The organism is Enterococcus sp., from assembly GCF_022711995.1.
In the GTDB taxonomy this organism is placed as follows: Bacteria; Bacillota; Bacilli; order Lactobacillales; family Enterococcaceae; genus Enterococcus_D.
In genome coordinates, this window is record NZ_JALAHI010000117.1 from 13,400 (window position 1) to 35,686 (window position 22,287).

Below are 22,287 nucleotides of genomic sequence, written 5' to 3' on the forward strand. Positions count from 1 at the left end.
GATGAATGAAAAATAAAGGATTAATTGCTGCGGTTGTTGTTATTTTTGGATTTTTATTGGCTGCTTTTGGGTATCAGATGGGTGCAAAACAAACGGGTGATTCTGCACAAGCGACAGATCAACCAGAAAAAAACGAGCACAAAACAGTCGGGATTTTGCAATTTGTCAGTCATGATGCATTAGATGAGATTACCCGGGGTGTCAAAGAAGGATTAAAACAATCCGGTTACATCGAAGGGGATAATTTAACCATTGAATTTCAAAATGGGCAAGCGGATCAAAGTAAGCTAGCCACCATGAGTCAGCAATTATTGGACAAAAAGGCAGATGTCTTAGTAGGAGTCGCGACACCTGCTGCACAAGCGTTGGCCAATGCTACCAAGGATGTGCCGATCGTTTTAGGGGCAGTGACAGATCCAGTGGGGGCAAATTTGGTTGATACCATGGATAAACCTGGCAGAAATATTACCGGAGTGTCAGATAAAACGCCGGTAGCTAGTCAATTTGAATTAGCACAACAATTGATGCCAGAAGCGAAAACAGTTGGTATCTTATATTCATCGACAGAGGATAACTCCAAATATCAAGCGGCTGAAGCGGAAGCAGCAGCGAAAAAATATGGACTGACGTCAAAAACCTATCCCGTTCCTTCCAGCAATGAAATTGCCCAGACGGTCCAAGTAATGGCAGAATCTGTCGATTTCATCTTTATTCCATTGGATAACACGATCGCCAATGCCATGCAGACAGTCGTCGGAGAAGCCAACAAAACGAAAACACCCATTATCACTTCGGCAGAAACAATGGTCCAACAAGGCGGATTGGCAACGGTGGGTCAAGATCAATTTACATTAGGGGTCCAATCTGGAAAAATGGCAGCTGCGATCCTAAAAGGGGAATCGGATCCTGCGACAACGCCTATCTATACGTTTAAAGATGGAAAGATGGTCATCAATGGAAAACAAGCCGAATTTTTAGGGATCACGATTCCAGAATCCCTCAAGCAAGAAGCCACTCTTCTTTCGGAGGATACAACCAGTTCAGAGTGAATTCGCAGGTTAAGGCATCCGTCGGCAACTTTTATTAAAAGTAGTGAAACAATGAATGGGGTTTACTGCTATTAGTGCTATTAGACAGTTTAGTGATTTCATTCGTAACAAGGAGGAAAAAGAAATGTTTGTTTCAGCAATTGGACAAGGACTCCTTTGGGGGATCCTTGGGTTAGGGATTTTTATGACTTATCGAATACTCAACTTTCCGGATATGACCACTGAGGGTTCTTTTCCATTAGGGGGAGCTGTTTGTGTGACAGCGATCACCCACGGTGTCTCACCGATTTTAGCCACTCTTTTAGGTGTATGTGCCGGAATGGGAGCCGGACTTGTAACCGGAATTCTTTATACCAAGGGAAAGATTCCCGTGATTTTAGCCGGAATCCTCGTCATGTCAGGGTTAAATTCAGTGATGTTGTTCGTAATGCGCTCGCCGAACCTTTCACTCTTAAATCAACGAAGAATCCAAGATTTTTTCACAAAATTAAATTTGCCAAATTATTTTGATACAGTACTGATTGGTCTTTTGATGGTATTACTGATTGGAGCAGTCTTGCTGTTTTTCTTCCATACGAATCTCGGACAAGCGTATATTGCTACCGGTGATAACGAGCATATGGCCAAATCCCTTGGGATCAATACCGATAGGATGAAAATCATTGGCTTGGTGGTTTCCAATGGCGTGATTGCACTATCTGGTGCATTGATCGCGCAAAACGATGGCTATGCCGATGTGAGCAAAGGTATTGGGGTAATCGTCATTGGTTTGGCCTCTATTATTATCGGGGAAGTCCTATTCGGGGAACTGACGTTATTGGAACGGTTAGTAGCGATTGTTGTCGGCAGCATTATTTATCAGTTGTTGATTTTATTTGTAATCAAAGCTGGTTTTGATACAACTTACTTAAAAATCTTTTCGGCGATCGTGTTGACACTTTGTCTATTGATCCCACAATTCAAAAATTCCCTACACTTGCGTACTGGCTTTGAAACGGAGGATGAATAATGTTAACCATCAATAAAGCAACGAAAATCATCGGAAATGGTCCCCATGAGCAGAAGACACTGTTGCAAAAAGTAGATTTAAAACTACAACCCGGCGAATTTGTGACAGTGGTAGGAGGGAATGGGGCTGGAAAAAGCACCTTGTTCAACTGCATTTCTGGTACACTTCCCCTTACCAGCGGTCAGATTTTGATCGATGGCCATGATGTGACACAATTGTCAGAGGAAAAAAGAGCCGCTTACTTATCGAGGGTTTTTCAAGACCCTAAAATGGGCACCGCTCCACGAATGACTGTGGCGGAAAACCTGCTTTTGGCTCAGCGCCGCGGGGAAAAAAGAAGCTTGCGTCTGCGCCAATTACATGCGCAAAAAGAATTTTATTACCAATTATGTCAAGAAGTAGGCAATGGTCTTGAGCAGCATTTGGATACGCCTACTGGAAATCTCTCTGGTGGACAACGCCAAGCGTTGAGCCTTTTGATGGCAACGATCCAAACCCCAAAATTGCTTCTTTTGGACGAGCATACGGCGGCATTGGATCCGAAAACATCGAAACAGTTGATGCAAATCACTGCTGACCGCGTGGCCCAGCAACAGTTGACTTGCTTGATGATCACCCATCGCATGGAAGATGCATTGAAGTATGGGAATCGCTTGATCTTGCTTCGTAAAGGAGAAATTGCGAAGGACTTGTCTGCAGCAGAAAAAGCCCAACTGCGTTTGCAGGATCTCTTACGATTCTTTGAAGATGATTTATAAAAAGCAGGTAGGAGCAAAGGGTGAAAATCGGCAAAATGAAAAAAATAAGAAAAAATCATTGACAACTTTCAAAGTTCCACCTATACTTAGAACAATCTTACATCAGTTTGGAGCGAACAATTATGAAAAAATTGCTAACGAATCCCTCACAACTGAATAAATATTACTTTAGCTATTTTAGATAGGTTTGTATTCATGAAAGACATGGGTACAAACGCTAGTTTGTATCTATGATGGCTAAGGCATTTCGTAATGACTTTGCAGCCACGTAGATCGTAAAATCTATAGTGGCTATTTTTTATATTCACATATCACTTGATATGTAATGTTTAAAGGTGTTCACTGTAGATTCTGCAATTTACAGTGGACATCTTTTTTTGTTGAAAGGAATGAATGTAAATGAATCAAATGATCACAGGACATACCCGTTTGGCGGGACTGATCGCTAAACCTGCCAAACACAGCATCTCACCAGCCATGCATAATCTTTCTTTTGAAGATCAGCAAGTGGATGCGGTCTATCTGGCTTTTGATGTCGAACCAGAAGATTTAGCTGCAAGTATTCAAAGTATTCGTCAGCTGGACTGGTTAGGAGCCAATATTTCCATGCCCCATAAAATGGCGGTTGTCCCTTTGGTAGATGAATTGTCACCAGCGGCTGAATTGATTGGTGCCGTCAATACGATCGTCAACCAAGATGGCCATTTGATTGGCTACAACACAGATGGAATCGGCTTTATGCGGGCGCTGGCCGACATCGATGTCTCCATCATTGGCGGCAAGATGACCGTCATTGGTGCGGGGGGTGCTGCAACAGCTATTATTAGCCAAGCCGCTCTTGATGGCGTAAAAACGATTCATGTCTTTAACCGAAAAGATGCCTTTTATCCAATTATCGAGAGTAAACTTCAACAAATTGCCAGTGCTACCGGCTGCACCATTACATTAGAAGATTTGGATGAGCAACAAGCATTACGACGAGCAGTAGAAGAAAGTCAGCTGCTAGTCAATGCAACGGGAGTCGGAATGAAACCGAATGAAGACGAAAGTCCACTAAAAGATAGCCGCTTGCTGCGCGAATCATTAGCCGTGTATGACGTGATCTATAATCCACGAGAAACGCGACTATTGAAGGAAGCAAAAGCCACTGGCGCGAAAACAGCCAACGGATTAAGTATGCTGCTCTTTCAAGGAGCGGCTGCCTTTGAACTTTGGACTGGCAAACAAATGCCCATCGAAAAAGTCAAAGCAATGATAGAAAAAATGTAAAAACTATTAACGACGAAAGTAGGAAGAAAAAATGATCGTAATTATGAAACCTAATGCTACAGCAGAACAAGTAGATCTTGTTGTGAAGCGAATCAAAAAAGAAGGACTTGATGTTCAGGTCAATCAAGGAAAAGAGCAAATCGTCATCGGTCTAAAAGGAGACACACGCCGGATTCAAGATGTTGCTTTTCGCAGCTACGAAGGGGTAGAAGATGCGATTCGTATCTCGAATACTTACAAATTGACTTCACGAGAATTTCATCCCCAAGATACAGTCGTTGATGTGGACGGTGTCAAAATCGGAGACGGCAATTTCGTAACCATGGCTGGCCCTTGTTCAATTGAAGGTCTGGACCAAATCCGCGAATGTGCGCGAATCGCCAAAGCTGGAGGAGCGAAGATTTTACGAGGTGGCGCTTTCAAACCCCGGACATCGCCTTACGCGTTCCAAGGACTTGAAGAAGAAGGGTTGAAATACATTCGTCAAGCTGCCGATGAAACTGGAATGAAAGTCATCACAGAAGTCATGGACGAAGCCCATATTGACATGGTCGCGGAATACAGTGATATCCTGCAAATCGGTGCTCGGAATATGCAAAACTTTAAATTGTTGGCGGCTGTCGGTAAAACAGGAAAACCCATCGGCCTAAAACGCGGCATTTCAGGAACCATTGATGAATGGTTGAACGCGGCGGAATACATTGCGGTTCAAGACAAAAGTGAAGTCATCTTCATTGAACGAGGCATTCGGACCTACGAAACAGCCACCCGGAATACCTTCGACCTTAGCGCAGTCCCAATCATTAAAAAGTTAAGTCACTTCCCAATCATTGTGGATCCTAGTCACGGTACAGGAATCTGGGATCTTGTTCCACCGATGGCCAGAGCCGGAGTTGCTGCCGGTGCAGATGGCATGATCGTGGAAATTCATCCCGATCCAGCAAACGCTTGGTCTGATGGACCACAATCATTGAACGAAAAAACCTACATGAATATGATGAATGAAGTCCATATTATGGAAAAAGCGATGAAAGAAATCAAAGCATTACAAAAATAAACTTTCTGATTACAACTGAAACACGAGAACAGAAAAACAAAGGGGTGTATCGTTTGATGTTACACATAAATTTAGCAGAACATTCCTATGACATTGTCATCCAACAAGGGGCTTTTGAAGAAGTTGGTACATGGGTCAAAGGATTGTGGCAGCCGCAACGAATCGCGGTGATTACGGACAGCAATGTTGCACCGCTGTATGGACAACTGGTGATCGATGCCCTTATACAAGAAGGATTTGCAGCAAAATTACTCGTTGTTCCAGCAGGAGAAAAAAGCAAGTCCCTTGAACAAGCAACGATCCTTTATGATCGCTTAGCAGAACTTGGATTGACTAGAAGCGATGGCCTCATTGCCCTAGGGGGAGGGGTGATCGGAGATTTAGCCGGCTTTGTCGCTTCAACTTATATGCGAGGCATCCACTTTTTACAGATTCCCACCACTTTATTGGCACAAGTAGATTCCAGTATTGGCGGCAAAACAGCGGTCAATACTAAGAACGCCAAAAATTTAGTTGGGACCTTTGCTCAGCCTGCGGGGGTTTTGATCGATCCGAAACTTTTACGGACATTGCCCCTCGATCGGGTACAAGAAGGCATCGCAGAGATCATTAAGTCAGCAGCGATCGCCGATGAACAGTTATGGCAAGTATTAAGCGAATTAACAGATGAAGCAGCATTATTAGACCGTGCAGAAGAAGTGATCAAAGCAGCTTTAACGGTCAAACAAAAAGTTGTTGAAGAAGATCCTTTCGATCATGGCAGTCGGCTGACGTTGAATTTCGGCCACACCATTGGACATGGCTTAGAAAAAACAGCAGCTTTTGAAATCAGCCATGGGGCCGGCGTAGCCATGGGGATGGTGATGATCACCCAACATGCCGAAGCTATCGGTCAATCACCGAAAGGAACGACGGCAGAGCTGATCGCAATGATCCGCAAGTTCCATTTGCCTACTCATCCAGAGGTGATCAATAAAGATCAATTGTATCAAGCCATTACTCATGATAAAAAAGCCCGGGGGAATCAGTTGAAGATTGTTTTGCTAGAAAAAATCGGGCAAGCAAAGATCGTTACGATCCCTACTGAGGAAATCAAAGACTTTATCTAAAAGAGAGAGGAAGCGACGGTTTATGCGTTACATTACAGCAGGTGAATCTCATGGCCCAGAATTGACCGCTATCATCGAAGGGTTACCAGCGGGATTACCACTAACAGCAGCAGATATCAATCATGAATTAGCAAGAAGACAAACGGGATATGGCCGTGGCGGTCGTATGCTGATTGAAAAAGATCAAGTCCGCATCACTTCCGGCATTCGCCATGGGAAAACATTAGGTTCCCCCGTGACATTGGTGGTAGAAAACAAGGATTGGAAAAATTGGACCAAAGTGATGGCAATCGAAGAGGTTCCGGAAAAAGACCGAAAACTGCGCCGGGTGGCCCGTCCAAGACCAGGACATGCGGATTTAGTCGGGGGCATGAAATACCGTCATCAAGATTTGCGCAATGTCTTAGAACGTTCTTCAGCACGGGAAACGACGATGCGGGTGGCCATTGGTGCCATCGCCAAAAAAATCTTAAAGGAACTGGGCATCGAAGTTGCCGGCCATGTGACCATGCTTGGGGGCATCAAAGCGACCGTTCCTGAGGGATTGACTGTTCAAGAAATCGCCGAGCGCTCCGAAGCATCTGAAGTCCGGGTGTTGGATCCTTCCGTCGAAGAAGAGATCAAGCAGCTGATCGATCAAACCAAAAAGAATGGCGATACGATTGGTGGCGTGGTAGAAGTCTTAATTGGCGGTGTGCCTGCCGGATTAGGCAGCTATGTTCAGTGGGATAAAAAGCTAGATGCCAAGATTGCGCAAGCCGTGGTCAGCATCAATGCCTTTAAAGGCGCCGAATTTGGTGTCGGTTTTGAAGCAGGGGTCTTGCCGGGTTCACAAGTGATGGATGAAATCCTCTGGGATCAACAAAAAGGCTATACCCGTCGCAGCAATAATCTGGGTGGATTTGAAGGTGGAATGACCAATGGCGAACCTATCGTCGTTCGTGGGGTGATGAAGCCTATTCCTACCTTATATAAACCATTGCAAAGTGTGGATATCGATAGCAAAGAACCTTACAAAGCCAGTGTTGAGCGCTCGGATAGTACCGCAGTTCCCGCTGCCAGCGTCGTCTGTGAAAATGTCGTTGCTACAGTGGTGGCAAATGAAATCCTCGAAAAATTTCCTAGTGATTCCTTTGAAGAATTGCAAGCAGCTGTTCAAGAATACCGTGACTACTTGCGTAACTACTAAAAACAGCTAGCTCTACACGTTGTCCCATTTTTTACAAAAGTATTCTTGTTACCCATTCTGGAAGAAAAGAGGAACATTCCAATGACACAAAAAATCATGATCGCTGGATTAGGATTGATTGGCGCATCTTTAGCAAAATGTATTAAGAAAGCTGTTGCTGACAGCTATCTGATTGGTTGGGATCATTGTGAATCCACAAATGCCCTGGCACTGCGGAGAAAAGTCGTCGATGTGGTCCCAAGTTCCTTTGCTGAAGGTGCAACGGAAGCAGAAATCATCGTATTAGCTTTGCCGGTAGAAATCACGAAGACCTATTTGGCTGAATTAGGAAATTTATCTTTAAAGCCGAATGTGCTGGTCACCGATACCGGCAGTACCAAAGCAGAGATCGTTCAATTTGCGCAACAGTTCTCTTTTGATTTTATCGGGGGACACCCAATGGCTGGTTCCCATAAATCCGGGATCTCGGCAGCCGATGAAAATCTTTTTGAGAATGCCTACTATATTTTCACCCCAACTACCTGTCATCGGATCAATGAATTGCAGCAATTATTTCAAGGTACACGGGCAAAATATGTAGAGCTGACCCCAACGGAGCATGATCAAATCACCGGAATGTTGAGCCATTTACCCCATATTATTGCTTCGGGGTTGGTCAATCAAGCCAACGGGTTTAATCAAAGTCAGCCTAGAGCGCAGCAATTAGCTGCCGGAGGATTTCGCGACATTACCCGCATTGCGTCTTCGGATCCCCGCATGTGGACCGATATTTTACTAAGTAATCGTCGGGAACTTTTGCAATTGATCGCAGAATGGCAAAATCAAATGGCCCATGTCTCTCAATGGTTACAAGCTGAAGATGAAGCAGCGATTTTCCAATTTTTTGAATCAGCAAAAGAAACCCGCGACCACCTGCCAGTCCACCAAAATGGAGCGATCCCAGCATTTTATGATTTAATGATTGATGTACCGGATCATCCAGGTGTGGTAGCAGAAGTGACCCAGTTGTTAAGCACAGAGAATCTTTCTTTGATCAATTTGAAGATTTTAGAGACTCGCGAAGATATTATGGGGGTTTTACAACTGACTTTTAAAAATCAACACGATTTGCAGCAAGCGCAGCAATTGATTACTGAAAAAACGACCTATCAGTGTCGGATAAAATAGGAGAACACAGATGAAATTACTTAAAGCCAACCAGCTCAGAGGAAAAATAACTGTTCCAGCTGATAAATCCATTTCTCACCGCAGCATCATGTTTGGGGCACTCGCGGAAGGAACCACTACAATCCGTAACTTTTTAAGAGGGGAAGATTGTTTAAGCACCCTTCATGCCTTTCAAGAATTGGGCGTACCCATCCAAGATGACGGTGAAATCCTCACGATCACTGGACAAGGATTTAAGGGATTAAAAGCAGCTGCGCGCCCAATCGATGTTGGTAATTCCGGCACGACGATTCGCTTGATGATGGGCATCTTGGCAGGACAACCCTTTACGACTACTTTATTCGGCGATGATTCGTTGAACCAGCGACCAATGAACCGAGTGATGGTACCTTTGAATCAAATGGGGGCACAGTTGAATGGGAGCGACGAAAGTGAATTCCCGCCAATTACGATCCAAGGTAGCCGTGCATTAACGCCAATTGATTACCAGATGCCTGTTGCAAGTGCGCAAGTCAAATCGGCATTGTTGTTTGCTGCATTGCAAGCAGAAGGAACTTCACGAATCATTGAAAAAGCAACTAGCCGCAACCATACGGAAGAAATGATTCGCCAATTCGGCGGAAGTATCACGGTTAATGGAAAGGAAATTCAAGTAAAGGGACCGCAATCATTGACGGGGCAAGAAGTCATCGTACCCGGAGATATTTCTTCCGCAGCCTTTTTCTTAACCGCCGGTGCAATTATGCCCAATAGCGAAATCACGTTAGAAAATGTCGGCATCAATCCCACTCGAACAGGTATTCTCGATGTGCTAGATCAAATGGGTGCGGATTATTCCGTAGAAGCGATCGATCAAAAAAATCAATCGGCGACTCTGATCATTCGTTCTTCTGAACTAAAGGGGATTGACATTCAAGGGGAGATCATTCCCCGTTTGATTGATGAATTACCAATAATTGCTTTATTAGCCACACAGGCGGTTGGGCAAACGGTGATTCGCGACGCTGAAGAATTGAAAGTTAAAGAAACAAATCGAATCGATGCGACAGCAGAAGAATTGACGAAGCTAGGAGCAAAGATCACCCCAACAGAAGATGGCTTGATCATCCATGGACCTACACCCCTTCACGGAGGGAACGTGTCCAGTCGTGGAGATCATCGAATCGGAATGATGTTGCAGGTCGCTGCATTATTAACAACAGAAGATGTCGAATTAGAACAGGCGGAAGCAGTAGCGGTATCTTACCCGCACTTCTTCGATGACATCCGCCAATTAACTGGAGGTGGCACAAAATGAAAGGTTTTGTTCTTATTGGTTTCATGGGTGCGGGAAAAACGACGATTGGTCGTCTATTGGCAGAACAATTAGAGTTAGCGCACATTGATTTTGACGATTTGATCGTTGAAGAAATTGGCATGACGATCCAGGAATACTTTGACCGTTATGGGGAAGCGGCCTTTAGGGAAAAAGAAACAGAGATTCTAGCCAACTCATTGATGTTAGACCGAGTAATTTCTACAGGCGGCGGCATCGTCTTAAAAGAAGAAAATCGTCAGTTGCTGAAAACAATGCCGCAAGTCGTTTATTTAAAGACCGAGACAGATGAACTTGTCAAACGGCTGAAGAATGACACGAAGACGGTACGTCCATTAGTGGTCTCAAAATCACCTGATGAAATCATTGACGTATATCGTCCACGAATTCCATTGTATGAAGAAAGTGCGACATTAGTGATTGACACGACCCACAAATCGCCCACAGCGATCGTAACGGAGATTCTCCAAAAAGCAGGTGAATAAATGAAAATCGGCTATTTAGGTCCTCAAAACTCCTTCACTTATCAAGCGGCCTGCGAATCCTTTAGGAACGAAGAAATGGTTCCTTTTGGATCGATTCCATTGTGTATTCAAGCTTTAGCGGATGGAAAAGTCCAGCGAGCGGTCGTGCCAAATGAGAATTCGTTGGAAGGTTCTGTTCATGCGACCATTGACACGTTGTTTCGCCAAAAAGAACTAACCATCGAACAAGAAGTGATTTTACCGATCAACCATCAGCTGCTTACCGCCCATCCAGATCAGCCGATTGCCAAGATCATTTCTCATCCACAAGCTTTGGCACAGTGTACAGCGTTTTTGCAACAGCACTTTCCCGATGTTCCTATAGAAGCAGTGGCATCAACGACAACTGCTGCTGCCTTTGTGGCAGAACATCCAGAAGAACCAGTGGCAGCGATTGCTTCTAAGAAAGCGGCAACTGGGTATGGTTTGTTTATTCAAAAAGAGAATATCCAAGATACCACCAGCAATCAGACCCGTTTTTGGATCTTGCAAAAAACAACTCCCACGAATCCTTTTCACGATAAGGCAACCAAAGCTACCGTCTATGTGACGTTGCCCACCAATCGCCCCGGTAGCTTGCATCAGATTTTGGCCGCTTTTGGCTGGCGGGGGATCGATTTGAGTAAAATCGAATCGCGACCTTTAAAAACAAGTTTGGGTGAATATTTTTTCGTCATAGATTTAGTGCTGAATCAGCCTTGGCCTTTAATTGAAAATGCCTTTCAAGAAATTAGGATGTTAGATTGCAATGTCCATCTGCTAGGTACTTATGCGGTGAGGGAAATCGGTAAAAAGTAAGGAACAGTCTCTTTCTTTTGTTGGTGAGACTGTTCCAGCATGCTTCGAAAGGCTGGCTGTTTTTGCTACCTAAAAACTGGAGAATTACACCCTGAGCGGGTTACTTCCTAACAATTAGCTTAAAATAGCCTAGAAAAAGTGCGATAGATGTAGCCTTTTTCTAGGCTTTTCTGTCTTATAAAAAGGAAAATAAGGGCGGAGCTGAAAATCGTTGCAGCTGCCGCTTTTTTGCTTTGCTGATGATCGAAACGTATTGAAACCATCTATAGGACTCTTCTGATGGAGGCTGGAAAGATTTTATTGAAAAAGAACTCTCGCGCTGACAAAATAGTTAGTCAACATGATTCGCTTTGAGCTTTCATCAAAAGAACTTTCCTATTCTTAGTATGTCGAGGGGAATGAGAAAGGGGACGCTCTTTTTTGAACAATTTGGACTTCTTCAACTCAAAAAGTTGCTAGGAAAGTCTTAAAATTTAAAAAAATAGCTTTCTTTCTTTTTTTCGTAAGGTATTCTTATAAGAAAGAAAAGCTTTTTTTATTTGGAGGAACTATCCTATGAGTCGAATGGATCGCAACAAAAAGTTGCATGAACAATTAGCGAAAGAAGAACGACGGTCTGCGGGGAAAGAAACCATTTTTGCCCGGCGGGAAGCAAAAACTGTGAGACACCCTCAAGACGAGGAATTTTTAGAAGAAAATGAATTTGTAGAGCAGCCATATGATCAAACAAGTCAACGACCCGGAGGTGATCATTCGTCCGCTAATAAGTCCTTTCGAGGGCCAAAACGAACAGCGGGTAAAAAATCCAAGGCAAAATCTTCAAGCAAATCAAACATGGCTTTTGGAAGCAACGGGCAGTCGTCTGGCAAAAAGCAAGCCAAACAAGAGAAAGCAGCCAATGCAAAGAGCAAGAGACGTAAAAAACATCCAATTTTGCGCTTTCTTCTGTATTTGCTGGTTTTTGTGCTGGCCTATTCTGTTGTAGCTTTTGTGGCCGGACAACAAGTGGCTAAAAGAGATGCGCAAGCTTCAGATACAGAAACTTTTAATGGGGTAGCATCTGCAAATGGTGCCAAAAATATTTTGCTTTTAGGAAGTGATAGCCGCCAAGGAGAGGCTGGCCGTGCGGATACGATTATGGTCTTGCAACTAGATGGTCCTTCTAAAAAGCCAAAACTGATTTCTTTCATGCGGGATACATTGGTCACGATTCCCGGCTATGGAGAAAATAAGATCAATGCTGCTTACGCCTTTGGGGGCGCTGAATTGGTTCGCCAAACATTAGCTGAAAACTTTGGCATTCAGACCAACTATTATGCCAAAGTAGACTTCAAGTCGTTTGAGAAAGTAATTGATACGCTATTTTCAAATGGTGTGCCGATCAATGCCGAGAAAGATATGAGTAAAAATCTCGAAGTTCCGATCAAGAAGGGACAACAGAATATGAACGGTTTAGAATTATTGCAGTACGCGCGTTTTCGTATGGATGAAGAAGGGGATTTTGGTCGGGTGCGAAGGCAGCAACAAGTGATGGATGCCGTCTTTCATGCCATGAAAAATCCACTGTCGATGGTTAAACTTCCCTACGCTGCAGGAAAAGTTCTAGGTTATGCCTCAACGAACCTTCCCGTCAGTTTCTTATTAAAAAATACCTTTTCGATTGCCAAAGGGGCAGGAGGCATTGATCGTTTGACGGTTCCTGTGGATGATTCTTGGCAGTATGGCTCTACTTATGAAGCCGGAAGTGTGTTGGTGATCAACTTTGATACCAATAAGCAAGCCATCGAAAGTTTCTTAAATCAGTAAGTCTAATTGAAAACTTTTTGAAAAGAGTTTTGAAAGCTTACCTGTTTATGCTATATTATTAATGACGTTTGAAATATGTTGAAACGAGGAAAAAAAATGAAATTAGCCGTTGTTACTGATAGTACAGCTTACTTGCCTGAACGCATCCAAGATCACGCTGACTTGTTCGTTATTCCGATACCTGTTATTTTAGATGGAAAAAGCTATAATGAAGGGATCGACATTCAACCGGATGAATATTATTCTCTATTGAAAAACAGTAAAGAATTCCCTAAAACTTCTCAACCTGTTCTTGGCGAAGTGATCGCTTTATACGAAAACCTAGCCCAAAAAGGCTATGATACGATCTTAAGTATCCACCTTTCTAGTGGCATTTCTGGCTTTATCAACACGTTATATGGCATCAAGGATGATTTAGGAGTACGGGTCATTCCCTATGATTCTAAAATCACCAGCATGCCTATGGGACACATGGTGGAAGCTGCATTGGATTTGAATCAGCAAGGGAAGACCATTGAAGAGATCGTTGCCCACATAGATCAAATCCGCGACAATACTTACGCTTATTTGATTGTGGATGACTTAAACAATCTTGTTCGCGGAGGCCGATTAACCAATGGAGCAGCCTTGATTGGCGGATTATTGAAAATCAAACCAATCTTGACTTTTGATGAAGGGAAAATTGTCCTTTATGAAAAAATCCGCTCTAGTAAAAAAGCCTTTAACCGAGCTGAAGATATTATCGGGCAAAGAGAATCAGAAATTGCTTTCCCGGTGAAGTTCTATGTGATCCATGCGAACAACTTGTCTGTTGCTATGGAAGAAAAAGAAAAGTTACAGAAGAAATACCCAGATGCTGAAATTGAAGTGGGCCATTTTGGGCCGGTGATTGGTTCTCATTTGGGCGAAAAAGCGATTGGAATCGCTATTGCTGCACAATAATAGAAGAAATGGTTTCTTCGAGGCAATTATTTGATTTTTATAAAACTACCTCTATTTTCTGGAATCTTGTCAAACCTTGGCTTTGACTGGTTCTTTGGGAATAGAGGTAGTTTTTTCGAGCATCTTGCTTGTCGATTCGACTAGGTCTCACTATACTTAATCCAATTACTACTTTAGTAACGTACTAAATAGGAGGATGGGAAATGAATATACCAGAAAATCTAAAACACAAACCGGTCATCAAAGTAGAAGACTATGATACAGTCGATGGTCGTTACGCTCTTCATACGGATGCCAAGGGATTATCCTTAGGGTTAGCACAATGGAATGATCGGGGCAAAGTCGATATTTCAGGAAAAGTGTGGCGTCATACAGGGGAAAAATGGTCTCGTCAATCAGAAGAGTTGCCTCTGACACGTATTCTTGATCTAGCAATTTTGGTCGCACAATCGAATCTCTATTTTCAAGATGCCTATCGCCATGAAAAGTTTTATGATCCAGAAAACCCTTTGATCGATATCATTGGCTTGCAGGGAAATCGCATGACTGTGGAAGTGGACACGGAAAACCCAAAAATCGATGAGGATATTCTATTGTTCTATGATGCTTTGCAAAAAGACGGCGAATTGTTGGGCGAACGGTTTCGCATATTAAGTCGATTATTAAATGAGTTAGGTTATTAAGAAAGGCGGAACTCTCATGAAAATTGATCGGACGACTCCCTTTGCTCTGACAGAAGGTCGTCACTTCAGCAAGCTGGAACAGCAAATGATTTGGCAAAAACCAGTGAGTCATCAAACGAGTCAAGAAGAATTACGGATCGCTCAAGAAATCAAATTGAATTGGCAGGATCCAGAAATGAAGATCTTCAATGTTTTATTGGAAGGAGACGCTGGCTCTGGAAAAACCCAACTAGCCAAAGCTCTCTCTTATGATCTTCAATTGCCGTATACCAAAATCACCTGTTTCGCGGATATGGACAAATCAGATGTCTTCGGTGCATTGTTACCGATCGTGGCAACGGATCAAGACGAAGACAGTGAATTATTAGAAGCAATCTATTTGAGTGACAGTTTAGATCAGGTCATTCAAGTGATTGCGGATCACTATTCAATTACCACTGAAGGTGCTCGTGAAAAATTGGCAGATTTGATTCGGCGAATGGAAGAAACAGATACCACCGAGGTTGTCCATTATAAGTTTTATCCTTCAGAAATTGTTCGTGCAATGGAAAAAGGGTATCTATTGGAAGTCCAAGAGCCGACGGTTATTCGTGATGCTTCAGTCCTGGTTGCACTCAACTCGGCTTTGGAGCAAAATGGAATGCTGAATCTGCCAACTGGTGTCGTTAGGCGCCATCCCGATTGTGTCGTCATCATTACGACCAACCGGAACTATCAAGGAAATCGGCCATTGAATGAATCTCTCCGAGATCGCATGCAGCATGCAGAAAAAATGGATCTTCCTGAACTATCCGTAATGGTGGCGCGGGCGCTTGCCAAAACAGGTTATGAAGATCAAGCCATCGCCAGCAAAATGGCCGAAATCATTCGGCTTCTCGATAGTACAGCAAAAGCAAATGCCATCAAGGGTGTGGCAGGTATGCGTTCCTATTTTTACTGGCTGAATACAGTCAAAAATGGGCAGTCGCCGTTAGAGACATTCGCGGTCAAAGTTCTGTACAAGTTAACGACAGATCCAGATGAATTGCATCTGCTGCAAGAAGCCCTCGATCAATCTGAATTACTGGTAGAGCTAAGACGCTTGTATCAAGGACAGGAAATGAGTCAGCGACAACCAGTACAAGGACGCATTCTATCTGCGAAAGAGGCCGATGCCCGAAATATCGAAGAGTCATCTTCACAATTGGGAACTGTAGCTGCTACGGAAGAAACAGCCGAAACACCAGATACACAGGAATCAAATCAAGAAGACCCAGCAGTACCTAAAGAAAAAATAGCTGGTGACACTTTAGAGAGTCAACACTCTTCTGAGGATGGGCAGGCACAAGAAGGAAGCGAACAGGCTAGTCAAGCCCCTTCCAATCAGCATCTTTCCATCGAAGAGTTCCAGCAACTAGATAAGGAATTAAGAAAGCAAGCAAATCAGGAAGCCCGCCAAGCGCTTAAACACTCGCTCCATACAAGGGAAGGCCTGATTGTACATCGGCCAAAGCTTCAAGAAGATGCGTTTCAGAAAGCCCAACAACTTTTGGCGCCATTATTACCGGTAGTTGATACAATAAGTAAACAGTTGTTGGAATTATTAGAGAACGAAGCCGCTTCTTCTTATGGTAAAGGAAAATACAGCGGGTCGCGCTTTGATGCCAGTCGCGTAGCTTATGGCGACTTTCGTACCTTTGATAAGAAGAATCCACCCCATGAACAACCCTCTTTAGCCATCGCTTTACGAATTGACGAGTCAGGGTCCATGGTGCGAGAAGGGCGAATGACGGCGGCTCAACAAGCCGCACTTGCAGTGAATGCCTTTGCCCAGCGGCTAGAGATCCCACTGATGATTTATGGGGACACAGCTGATTTGTCTCTCCGGGAGAAGACTTCTCTATACTCCTACAAGGAATTCAGTGAACCTTTTGATTATGTGCCGGCAAAGCTGATGTCTTTGCAACCTCGACAAAACAATCGGGATGGCGCAGTGTTGCGGGTCTTAGCTGAAAAACTTGTCCAGCAATCGGCTACGACAAAACTGCTGTTAACGATTAGTGATGGTCAGCCAAAGGCGATGCCAGACTATACCGGCAACAAAGCAAAAGCGGATATTCAATCAGTCATCAAAGAATACGAACGACAAGAAATCATCTTTTTGTCTGCTGCCATCGGACAAGACAAAGAAGTGATTAAAGAAATCTATGGTGCAGAAAGATATATCGATATCAGTAGTCTCAAAGAATTCCCCAAACAGTTACTGGCATTGATCAGTCGCTATTTTTAACGAACCGTTCAGCATCTTTGAAAGAACACGAGTTTTGCGATTCATTGTAAAACTCGTGTTCTTTTTCTTGTCATAAAAAGAACATATAAGCTTAAATAAATGAACATTTTAAATTTTCACTCATTATGCTAAACTGATTTCAAAGGAGGGGCTACCATGGCTTTAAACTGGCGTTATCTCTATCCTTTCTCTACTGCAGGAACTTATTTTGTTCGAAGAAGAACATTGTGGATGAGTTATGGACTATTTATATTTTTGGGTTCGCTTTTATTTTTTTGTGAAAAGTGGATGTTCTTTTTTTATCGTTGGTATGATTTTGAACGGCATTTAAAACAAACCGCTGAAGACAGCACGTTTCAAGGCTGGATCTTTTTATTGCTGCTTTTTTTAGGTGTGATGGGGATTCTGTGGATCGGCCTTGCGCTTATCTTTTTTTTGTACAGTCGTTCCTGTTACAAACAATTTCTTTTTTCAGAAGGAGAAAAATCCGTGACGATTCGCTTTTTAGTTGGACAGTCACTTCCTATGATGGCCATTGAAGAAACGCTTTTTTCTTGGATCGGGATAGGCTCATCTTTTCTCATCGGTGGTATAGTAGGTGGCTGGATCTTTGAACGGGCTTTTCATGACTTTAGTCAGTTCTATCAATTGCCTGCTGGCTTGCTGAATAGCGGTTCTTCAGTGACACCGTGGGCATGGCATCTACTGATTGGTTTCCTAGTGGTTCTAGGCTGTTTCCTAGGCTACAAAAGCTGGCTACCTAAGATTGTCAATCGGCATGAGATCCATTGATTTCACCGAACCTTTTGGCTGTTCGTCAAAGAATGGTGGCCATCTGGATTTACTGATAAGCGATACAGGTGTGAGACCCAGTAGTTAGAAGTCATTATTTTTCAAAAGAAAGAAGTGAAGTTTGTGTATTTAGAAATCAACGCTATTTCAAAAAGCTTTGATAAGAAACAGATTTTTGATCAAGCAAGTTACCAATTTGAAACGGGGAAAATCTATGGTATTTTAGGACGCAATGGGGCAGGGAAAACGACATTATTTCAATGTATTGCTCGAAATATGACTGTCGATAGTGGAAGTATCTCCTTAGTTGAGGAGGGAAATCAGCGCACGTATGAGAATACCGATGTCGGATTTACGTTCACACAGCCGCACCTCCCAGGCTTTATGACCGCAATTGAATTTTTGCGCTTTTTTATGGATATCAATCAGGAGCGTATCAAACAGCCGCTTTCTCCGGAAGAATTTTTATTGTCCGTAGGGATTTCTCCGGAAGATCAGCATCGTTTGATGAAAGATTATTCCCATGGTATGAAAAACAAGGTACAAATGCTTCTTTCTTTGATGGTGCAGCCGCCAATCATGTTGTTTGATGAACCGTTGACTTCTTTCGATGTTGTCGCTGCGCTTGAAATCAAGGAAATGATTCGCTCAGCAAAAGAGGCGTCGATCATTTTGCTTTCCACTCATATTTTACAATTGGCGCAAGATTTATGTGATGAAGTGGTTTTATTAAGTAATCATCAATTGACTGGCATTGATCCTTCGCACATTCATGAACCGGATTTTGAAAAGGAAATCGTGGCTTTACTGACGGAGGGAGAGACGGATGCTGCAATGGATTAAACTTTACTGGATCTATGAAGAGACGAGCTTTTCAACGAAAGCGAATGGCTTTCTCTACTTTTTGACTAAGATTCCTTTGATTGGCAAACATCTGCCTCAAGACCTTTATGGGCAATACGGTCTCAAAAAAATGGTTTTTACCTTATTATTTAGTTTTCGCTTGATCTTGCCTTTTTTTACAAAAATCATTTGGCTGCTTCTTTATTATGCAGTCGCCTTGTTTGCTTTACGTGGGTGGGATCCTTTATTTGACTCTTTTGGTCGATTTGAGGAACAAGTAATGATTGTCGGTTTTTATACTTGGCTGGTAATGGTCGCGCTAGCCAGCAATTTTTTTTATTTATTCTCTTTTACATTAGAGCAAAAAGCGATTGAATTTACAGACTATTTCATGGTATCCAAACGACAGTATTTGCGAATGACTCTTTTCTTCAAGACGATCCAAGCCATTATTTATTATCTGCCGGCACTTTTGCTGTACAGTTTTTTTGCTGGCAATGGTTGGCTGTCCTTCGTTGGGATCTTTGGCGCAGTCTTTGCTTGCTTAGCAGCTGCCAGTCTGATTCGCTGGGGATTTCAAAAGCAATGGGGTAGAGGCTGGCGTATTGGTTGCCGACTAGCCGTTTCCTTGTTGATAGTAGTGTCTCTTTACAGCTTGTTGCTCCAACAGATTATTCCAACTGCAACATTCGGGGTCGGGCTTTTTGCTTTCTTTTTGATTGGCGGCAGCGGCTGTCTCTACTACCTGAAACACTTTACACAAGAAGATGCCTTTTTCCTTTATTCGGTTGAAAAAAGCTATCAGCAGATCAGTGTATTGGAAACCATCGCTTCAGATTCAAATCAGTATCTTAGCGAAGGAATCGAAATGCAGAAGAAGCTTTCTTTGGATCAAGAGAAGCCTCTCACTCATTTGCAGGGATCAGAATACCTCAATGGTTTGCTCTTCCAAAGATGTCGTAAACTGTTGCACAAAAAATTGCTGAAACGAGTCGGTATTGTAGCTATTCTATTTCTAGGATTGATTTTATTGACCCTTCTGAAGATTCTGCCCTATCCTAATGAAGAGGATCTGACTAAAGTATTGCCGGCTCTTTTTTTAGTCATGTATTTTGGTTCCCTGGGAAAAGCAATCGTCCAAATGGTTTTTGTCAACTGTGACATTTCACTGCTTTACTATCCCTTTTATCGAGAGAAAGAAACGATTCTCAGTGGGTTTAATTACCGTTTTATCAAATCCATGTTTTACAATGGGGTCTTTGCTGGCAGTATCTTTGGCGGTTTTTTCATTCTGAACTTCCTAAATGGGGGACGTACCAGTTGGTATTTTATTGGTGTCTTATTTTTATTATTGACGAGTTTGACGGCATTGTTCTCATTTCATGAGTTATTTATCTATTACTTGCTGCAGCCGTTTACTGGAGATATGAAAGTGGTCAATCCAGTTTATAAATTTGTCAGTGGGGCATTGTATTGGCTCTGCTATATCAATCTACGCCTGCAGATTACCGGATTTGCCTACTCGATCGTTGTCTCAATTGTTCTACTATGCTACGTATTAGTTGGGTATTTGCTGATCCTCCGCTTAGCCCCTCAGACCTTTAGAATGAAAGAATAGAACGATCATTGTTGAATAAAATTGATTCACAAACGCGAACGTATGTTTTATAATAGAGAAAAGCTGTGAATAGGAGGGTCTAGTCAGATGAAAACTACGTTGACTCTTGAAATGGAAGAAGCCCTTTATTATTACTGTCGCGAAAACAGTGATATCGTCGTCGAAGAGGTTGTCATGCCGGATGATCAAGGGATCGTTGATACCTTGAGTTGTCGCTTAACACCAGAAAACTTATTTGAATGGCGGTGTTATGAATTAAAAGTCAGCTTGGCAGATTTTCGTTCAAAAGCGAAATTGTCATTTATTGGGCATTATAATTATTTTGTTTTGCCTCATGCATTATATGTAAAAGTGAAAGAGGAGATTCCTGCCTCAATCGGTGTATTGGTTTACCATGCGTTTGTCGAACAGGAAAAGGGGAGTCCAGGCTATTTTAGCGTGGAGAAAAAACCGCAGCGGCAATCTTTATTGGTCGACGAAAATGCGTTGTTGTATCGTTTGATCGCTGCACAAGCGCGAGAAGTGGGGAAGGCGAAGCAAACAGCACGAGGCTTACGGGTTTTCTCGACGGAACGGCTGTATAAAGAGCTGAAAAAAAGGGAACCGGAATACGATTTATTTGGCGGTGGGGTCAATTACTATGACCGCTTTATTGAAGATACGCAGCTGCAAGCTATCGAAGCGTTAAAAGAAGAACTGGCTGCGACTCGAGAAGCGTATTTTGAGTTGGAACAACGCTTTTTGGCACAAGAGAAGGAGTAACACTATGTACTATCCGTACTTTCGTGGTAAGCAATTTGATTTATTGGCATTAAAAAGTCTCTTAGAAATGGAGCAGCTGTCTTTAGAAGTCCAGCCAGTCATTGAGCCTATTCGCCAGTCAAAAACATTTTGGGATACAGTGAATCTTTTTCAGAAAAAAGAACATCCTTTTTTTGTTATCGTTAATCCACAGGCGGGGGACTTTCTAACTGAAGATGGAAGTCGCATGTTACAAACATTGCCTCATGCTAAAGCCTATATCGTTGATCAGCCGATTGAAACTATCGACTGTCAGCCGGATCTTTGGGTCGTTCATCAACCTGGTCCAGCGTTAGCCAGTGATTGGCGTAAAAATCAGATACCAATCCTAGTCGGCCAAGAATTCCGTTTATTAAAGAAAATCCAGGGACCGAAGATTCTTATGCACGATTTTTTTACCAGACTGCCTAGAAATGGTTTCTATCAGGAAGTGCCTGAAGAATTGCTGCCAACCGTTTATCAGCACTACCAGCAGCAACGATTTACCGGGTATAGTGATTTTTCTATCGATAGCAAAATTTATTATGAACATAGCTATCCCTCTAAAACAATCGTTTTGCATTGGCTATTTGTTGATCCGCTGCAAAATTTGCGAATCGCTCATTTTGTTTCAGATGAATCATTAGAAACCCAAAAAGAAAAATTTCTTCAGCTGATGTCGCAAGTTTTATTGCATGAAGAAATCTATCCCACTCAGACCGCAGGTTTAGCATTGCTACTGGAAGCATATAAAAAGGATAAATTTCCAGGTATGGGCGTTTTGCGTAAAGCTGCTGTTATGAACCACTTGGAACTGATCAGCCGTTATCAGTTTACATGATTATTCATCAAGTCATAACATCAACCGCTAAACGTAAATTTCCCGTGCAAAGAACTGAATGAAATCTAACTGCAGCTAAAATCTATTGTTATAGCTGCAGTTAGTCATTGAGGGCAATCAGCAAAAATCCTAATGGCAAGCTGAAGCTTGCTAAAAATTGTTTTAGGAATCAAACTTTGCAATGCAAACACAAATATTCAATATCTAAAAATCATCAGACTGCACAGTAAAAATCATTTTTTTACCCAAAATGGTTCATTTTAAGAAAAATCGCTGTTTTTAAGAAAAAATACAGTGAAATCAGAGGGAGGAGAGGTAAATTCAGGAGATTTTTTGCTAGCTCTAAAAATTATTTATTTTAGTTTACATAATATATATTATACAAAGTTATATTCAAATTGTTAAAAGCTATTATGCTTATTTTTTTGCCTTTTTTTGACCTCTCTCTCGATATTTCAGACATATGCCG

Annotated in this window: 20 protein-coding genes; all 20 read left to right on the top strand. The window is 42.5% G+C overall.

What is annotated here, in order from left to right; all coding sequences use genetic code 11:
• Window positions 1-5 precede the first annotated feature (5 nt).
• The 20 genes from trpX to Q0A12_RS12005 all read left to right on the top strand — a co-directional run bounded on the left by trpX (window position 6) and on the right by Q0A12_RS12005 (window position 21,818).
• Entirely contained in the window at window positions 6-1,049 is a 1,044-nt protein-coding gene (trpX, locus tag Q0A12_RS11910; protein WP_291292865.1) for a tryptophan ABC transporter substrate-binding protein, read from the top strand.
• 124 nt (window positions 1,050-1,173) lie between these two features.
• Entirely contained in the window at window positions 1,174-2,058 is an 885-nt protein-coding gene (locus tag Q0A12_RS11915; protein WP_291292866.1) for an ABC transporter permease, read from the top strand.
• Complete coding sequence (locus Q0A12_RS11920) at window positions 2,058-2,816, top strand: ATP-binding cassette domain-containing protein (RefSeq protein WP_291292867.1); 759 nt, start codon at window positions 2,058-2,060, stop codon at window positions 2,814-2,816. The genes Q0A12_RS11915 and Q0A12_RS11920 overlap by 1 nt, the downstream gene beginning before the upstream one ends.
• Before the next feature lie 399 nt (window positions 2,817-3,215).
• Complete coding sequence (locus Q0A12_RS11925) at window positions 3,216-4,085, top strand: shikimate dehydrogenase (RefSeq protein ID WP_291292868.1); 870 nt, start codon at window positions 3,216-3,218, stop codon at window positions 4,083-4,085.
• A gap of 31 nt (window positions 4,086-4,116) precedes the next feature.
• Window positions 4,117-5,142 (top strand): 3-deoxy-7-phosphoheptulonate synthase, encoded by a 1,026-nt coding sequence (aroF, locus tag Q0A12_RS11930; RefSeq protein ID WP_291292869.1) that lies wholly within the window; start codon window positions 4,117-4,119, stop codon window positions 5,140-5,142.
• 56 nt (window positions 5,143-5,198) lie between these two features.
• Entirely contained in the window at window positions 5,199-6,251 is a 1,053-nt protein-coding gene (gene aroB, locus Q0A12_RS11935; RefSeq protein ID WP_291292870.1) for a 3-dehydroquinate synthase, read from the top strand.
• Window positions 6,252-6,273: 22 nt separating this feature from the next.
• Window positions 6,274-7,440, top strand: coding sequence for a chorismate synthase (gene aroC, locus Q0A12_RS11940; protein WP_291292871.1), 1,167 nt, complete (start codon window positions 6,274-6,276; stop codon window positions 7,438-7,440).
• A gap of 81 nt (window positions 7,441-7,521) precedes the next feature.
• Window positions 7,522-8,607 (top strand): prephenate dehydrogenase, encoded by a 1,086-nt coding sequence (locus tag Q0A12_RS11945; RefSeq protein WP_291292872.1) that lies wholly within the window; start codon window positions 7,522-7,524, stop codon window positions 8,605-8,607.
• Window positions 8,608-8,617: 10 nt separating this feature from the next.
• On the top strand, window positions 8,618-9,904 hold the full coding sequence (gene aroA, locus Q0A12_RS11950; protein WP_291292873.1) for a 3-phosphoshikimate 1-carboxyvinyltransferase: 1,287 nt from the start codon (window positions 8,618-8,620) through the stop codon (window positions 9,902-9,904).
• The gene (locus tag Q0A12_RS11955) at window positions 9,901-10,407 is read left to right on the top strand and encodes a shikimate kinase (protein WP_291292874.1); all 507 of its coding nucleotides are present in this window, start codon (window positions 9,901-9,903) and stop codon (window positions 10,405-10,407) included. The genes aroA and Q0A12_RS11955 overlap by 4 nt, the downstream gene beginning before the upstream one ends.
• The gene (gene pheA / locus Q0A12_RS11960; protein WP_291292875.1) at window positions 10,408-11,244 is read left to right on the top strand and encodes a prephenate dehydratase; all 837 of its coding nucleotides are present in this window, start codon (window positions 10,408-10,410) and stop codon (window positions 11,242-11,244) included.
• A 555-nt stretch (window positions 11,245-11,799) separates the two neighbouring features.
• The gene (locus Q0A12_RS11965; protein WP_291292876.1) at window positions 11,800-13,050 is read left to right on the top strand and encodes an LCP family protein; all 1,251 of its coding nucleotides are present in this window, start codon (window positions 11,800-11,802) and stop codon (window positions 13,048-13,050) included.
• A 96-nt stretch (window positions 13,051-13,146) separates the two neighbouring features.
• On the top strand, window positions 13,147-13,992 hold the full coding sequence (locus tag Q0A12_RS11970; protein ID WP_291292877.1) for a DegV family protein: 846 nt from the start codon (window positions 13,147-13,149) through the stop codon (window positions 13,990-13,992).
• A gap of 203 nt (window positions 13,993-14,195) precedes the next feature.
• Window positions 14,196-14,675, top strand: a complete 480-nt coding sequence (locus Q0A12_RS11975) for a DUF6530 family protein (protein WP_291292878.1) — start codon at window positions 14,196-14,198, stop codon at window positions 14,673-14,675.
• 16 nt (window positions 14,676-14,691) lie between these two features.
• Complete coding sequence (locus tag Q0A12_RS11980; protein ID WP_291292879.1) at window positions 14,692-16,944, top strand: AAA family ATPase; 2,253 nt, start codon at window positions 14,692-14,694, stop codon at window positions 16,942-16,944.
• Between the two features lie 156 nt (window positions 16,945-17,100).
• Window positions 17,101-17,736, top strand: coding sequence for a hypothetical protein (locus Q0A12_RS11985; RefSeq protein ID WP_291292880.1), 636 nt, complete (start codon window positions 17,101-17,103; stop codon window positions 17,734-17,736).
• A 123-nt stretch (window positions 17,737-17,859) separates the two neighbouring features.
• Complete coding sequence (locus Q0A12_RS11990) at window positions 17,860-18,579, top strand: ABC transporter ATP-binding protein (protein ID WP_291292881.1); 720 nt, start codon at window positions 17,860-17,862, stop codon at window positions 18,577-18,579.
• On the top strand, window positions 18,563-20,197 hold the full coding sequence (locus tag Q0A12_RS11995; RefSeq protein WP_291292882.1) for a hypothetical protein: 1,635 nt from the start codon (window positions 18,563-18,565) through the stop codon (window positions 20,195-20,197). The genes Q0A12_RS11990 and Q0A12_RS11995 overlap by 17 nt, the downstream gene beginning before the upstream one ends.
• Before the next feature lie 87 nt (window positions 20,198-20,284).
• Window positions 20,285-20,959 carry a hypothetical protein gene (locus Q0A12_RS12000; protein ID WP_291292883.1) on the top strand — a complete coding sequence of 225 codons (675 nt, stop codon included), beginning with the start codon at window positions 20,285-20,287 and terminating at the stop codon, window positions 20,957-20,959.
• Between the two features lie 4 nt (window positions 20,960-20,963).
• Window positions 20,964-21,818, top strand: a complete 855-nt coding sequence (locus Q0A12_RS12005; RefSeq protein ID WP_291292884.1) for a sce7725 family protein — start codon at window positions 20,964-20,966, stop codon at window positions 21,816-21,818.
• Window positions 21,819-22,287 lie beyond the last annotated feature (469 nt).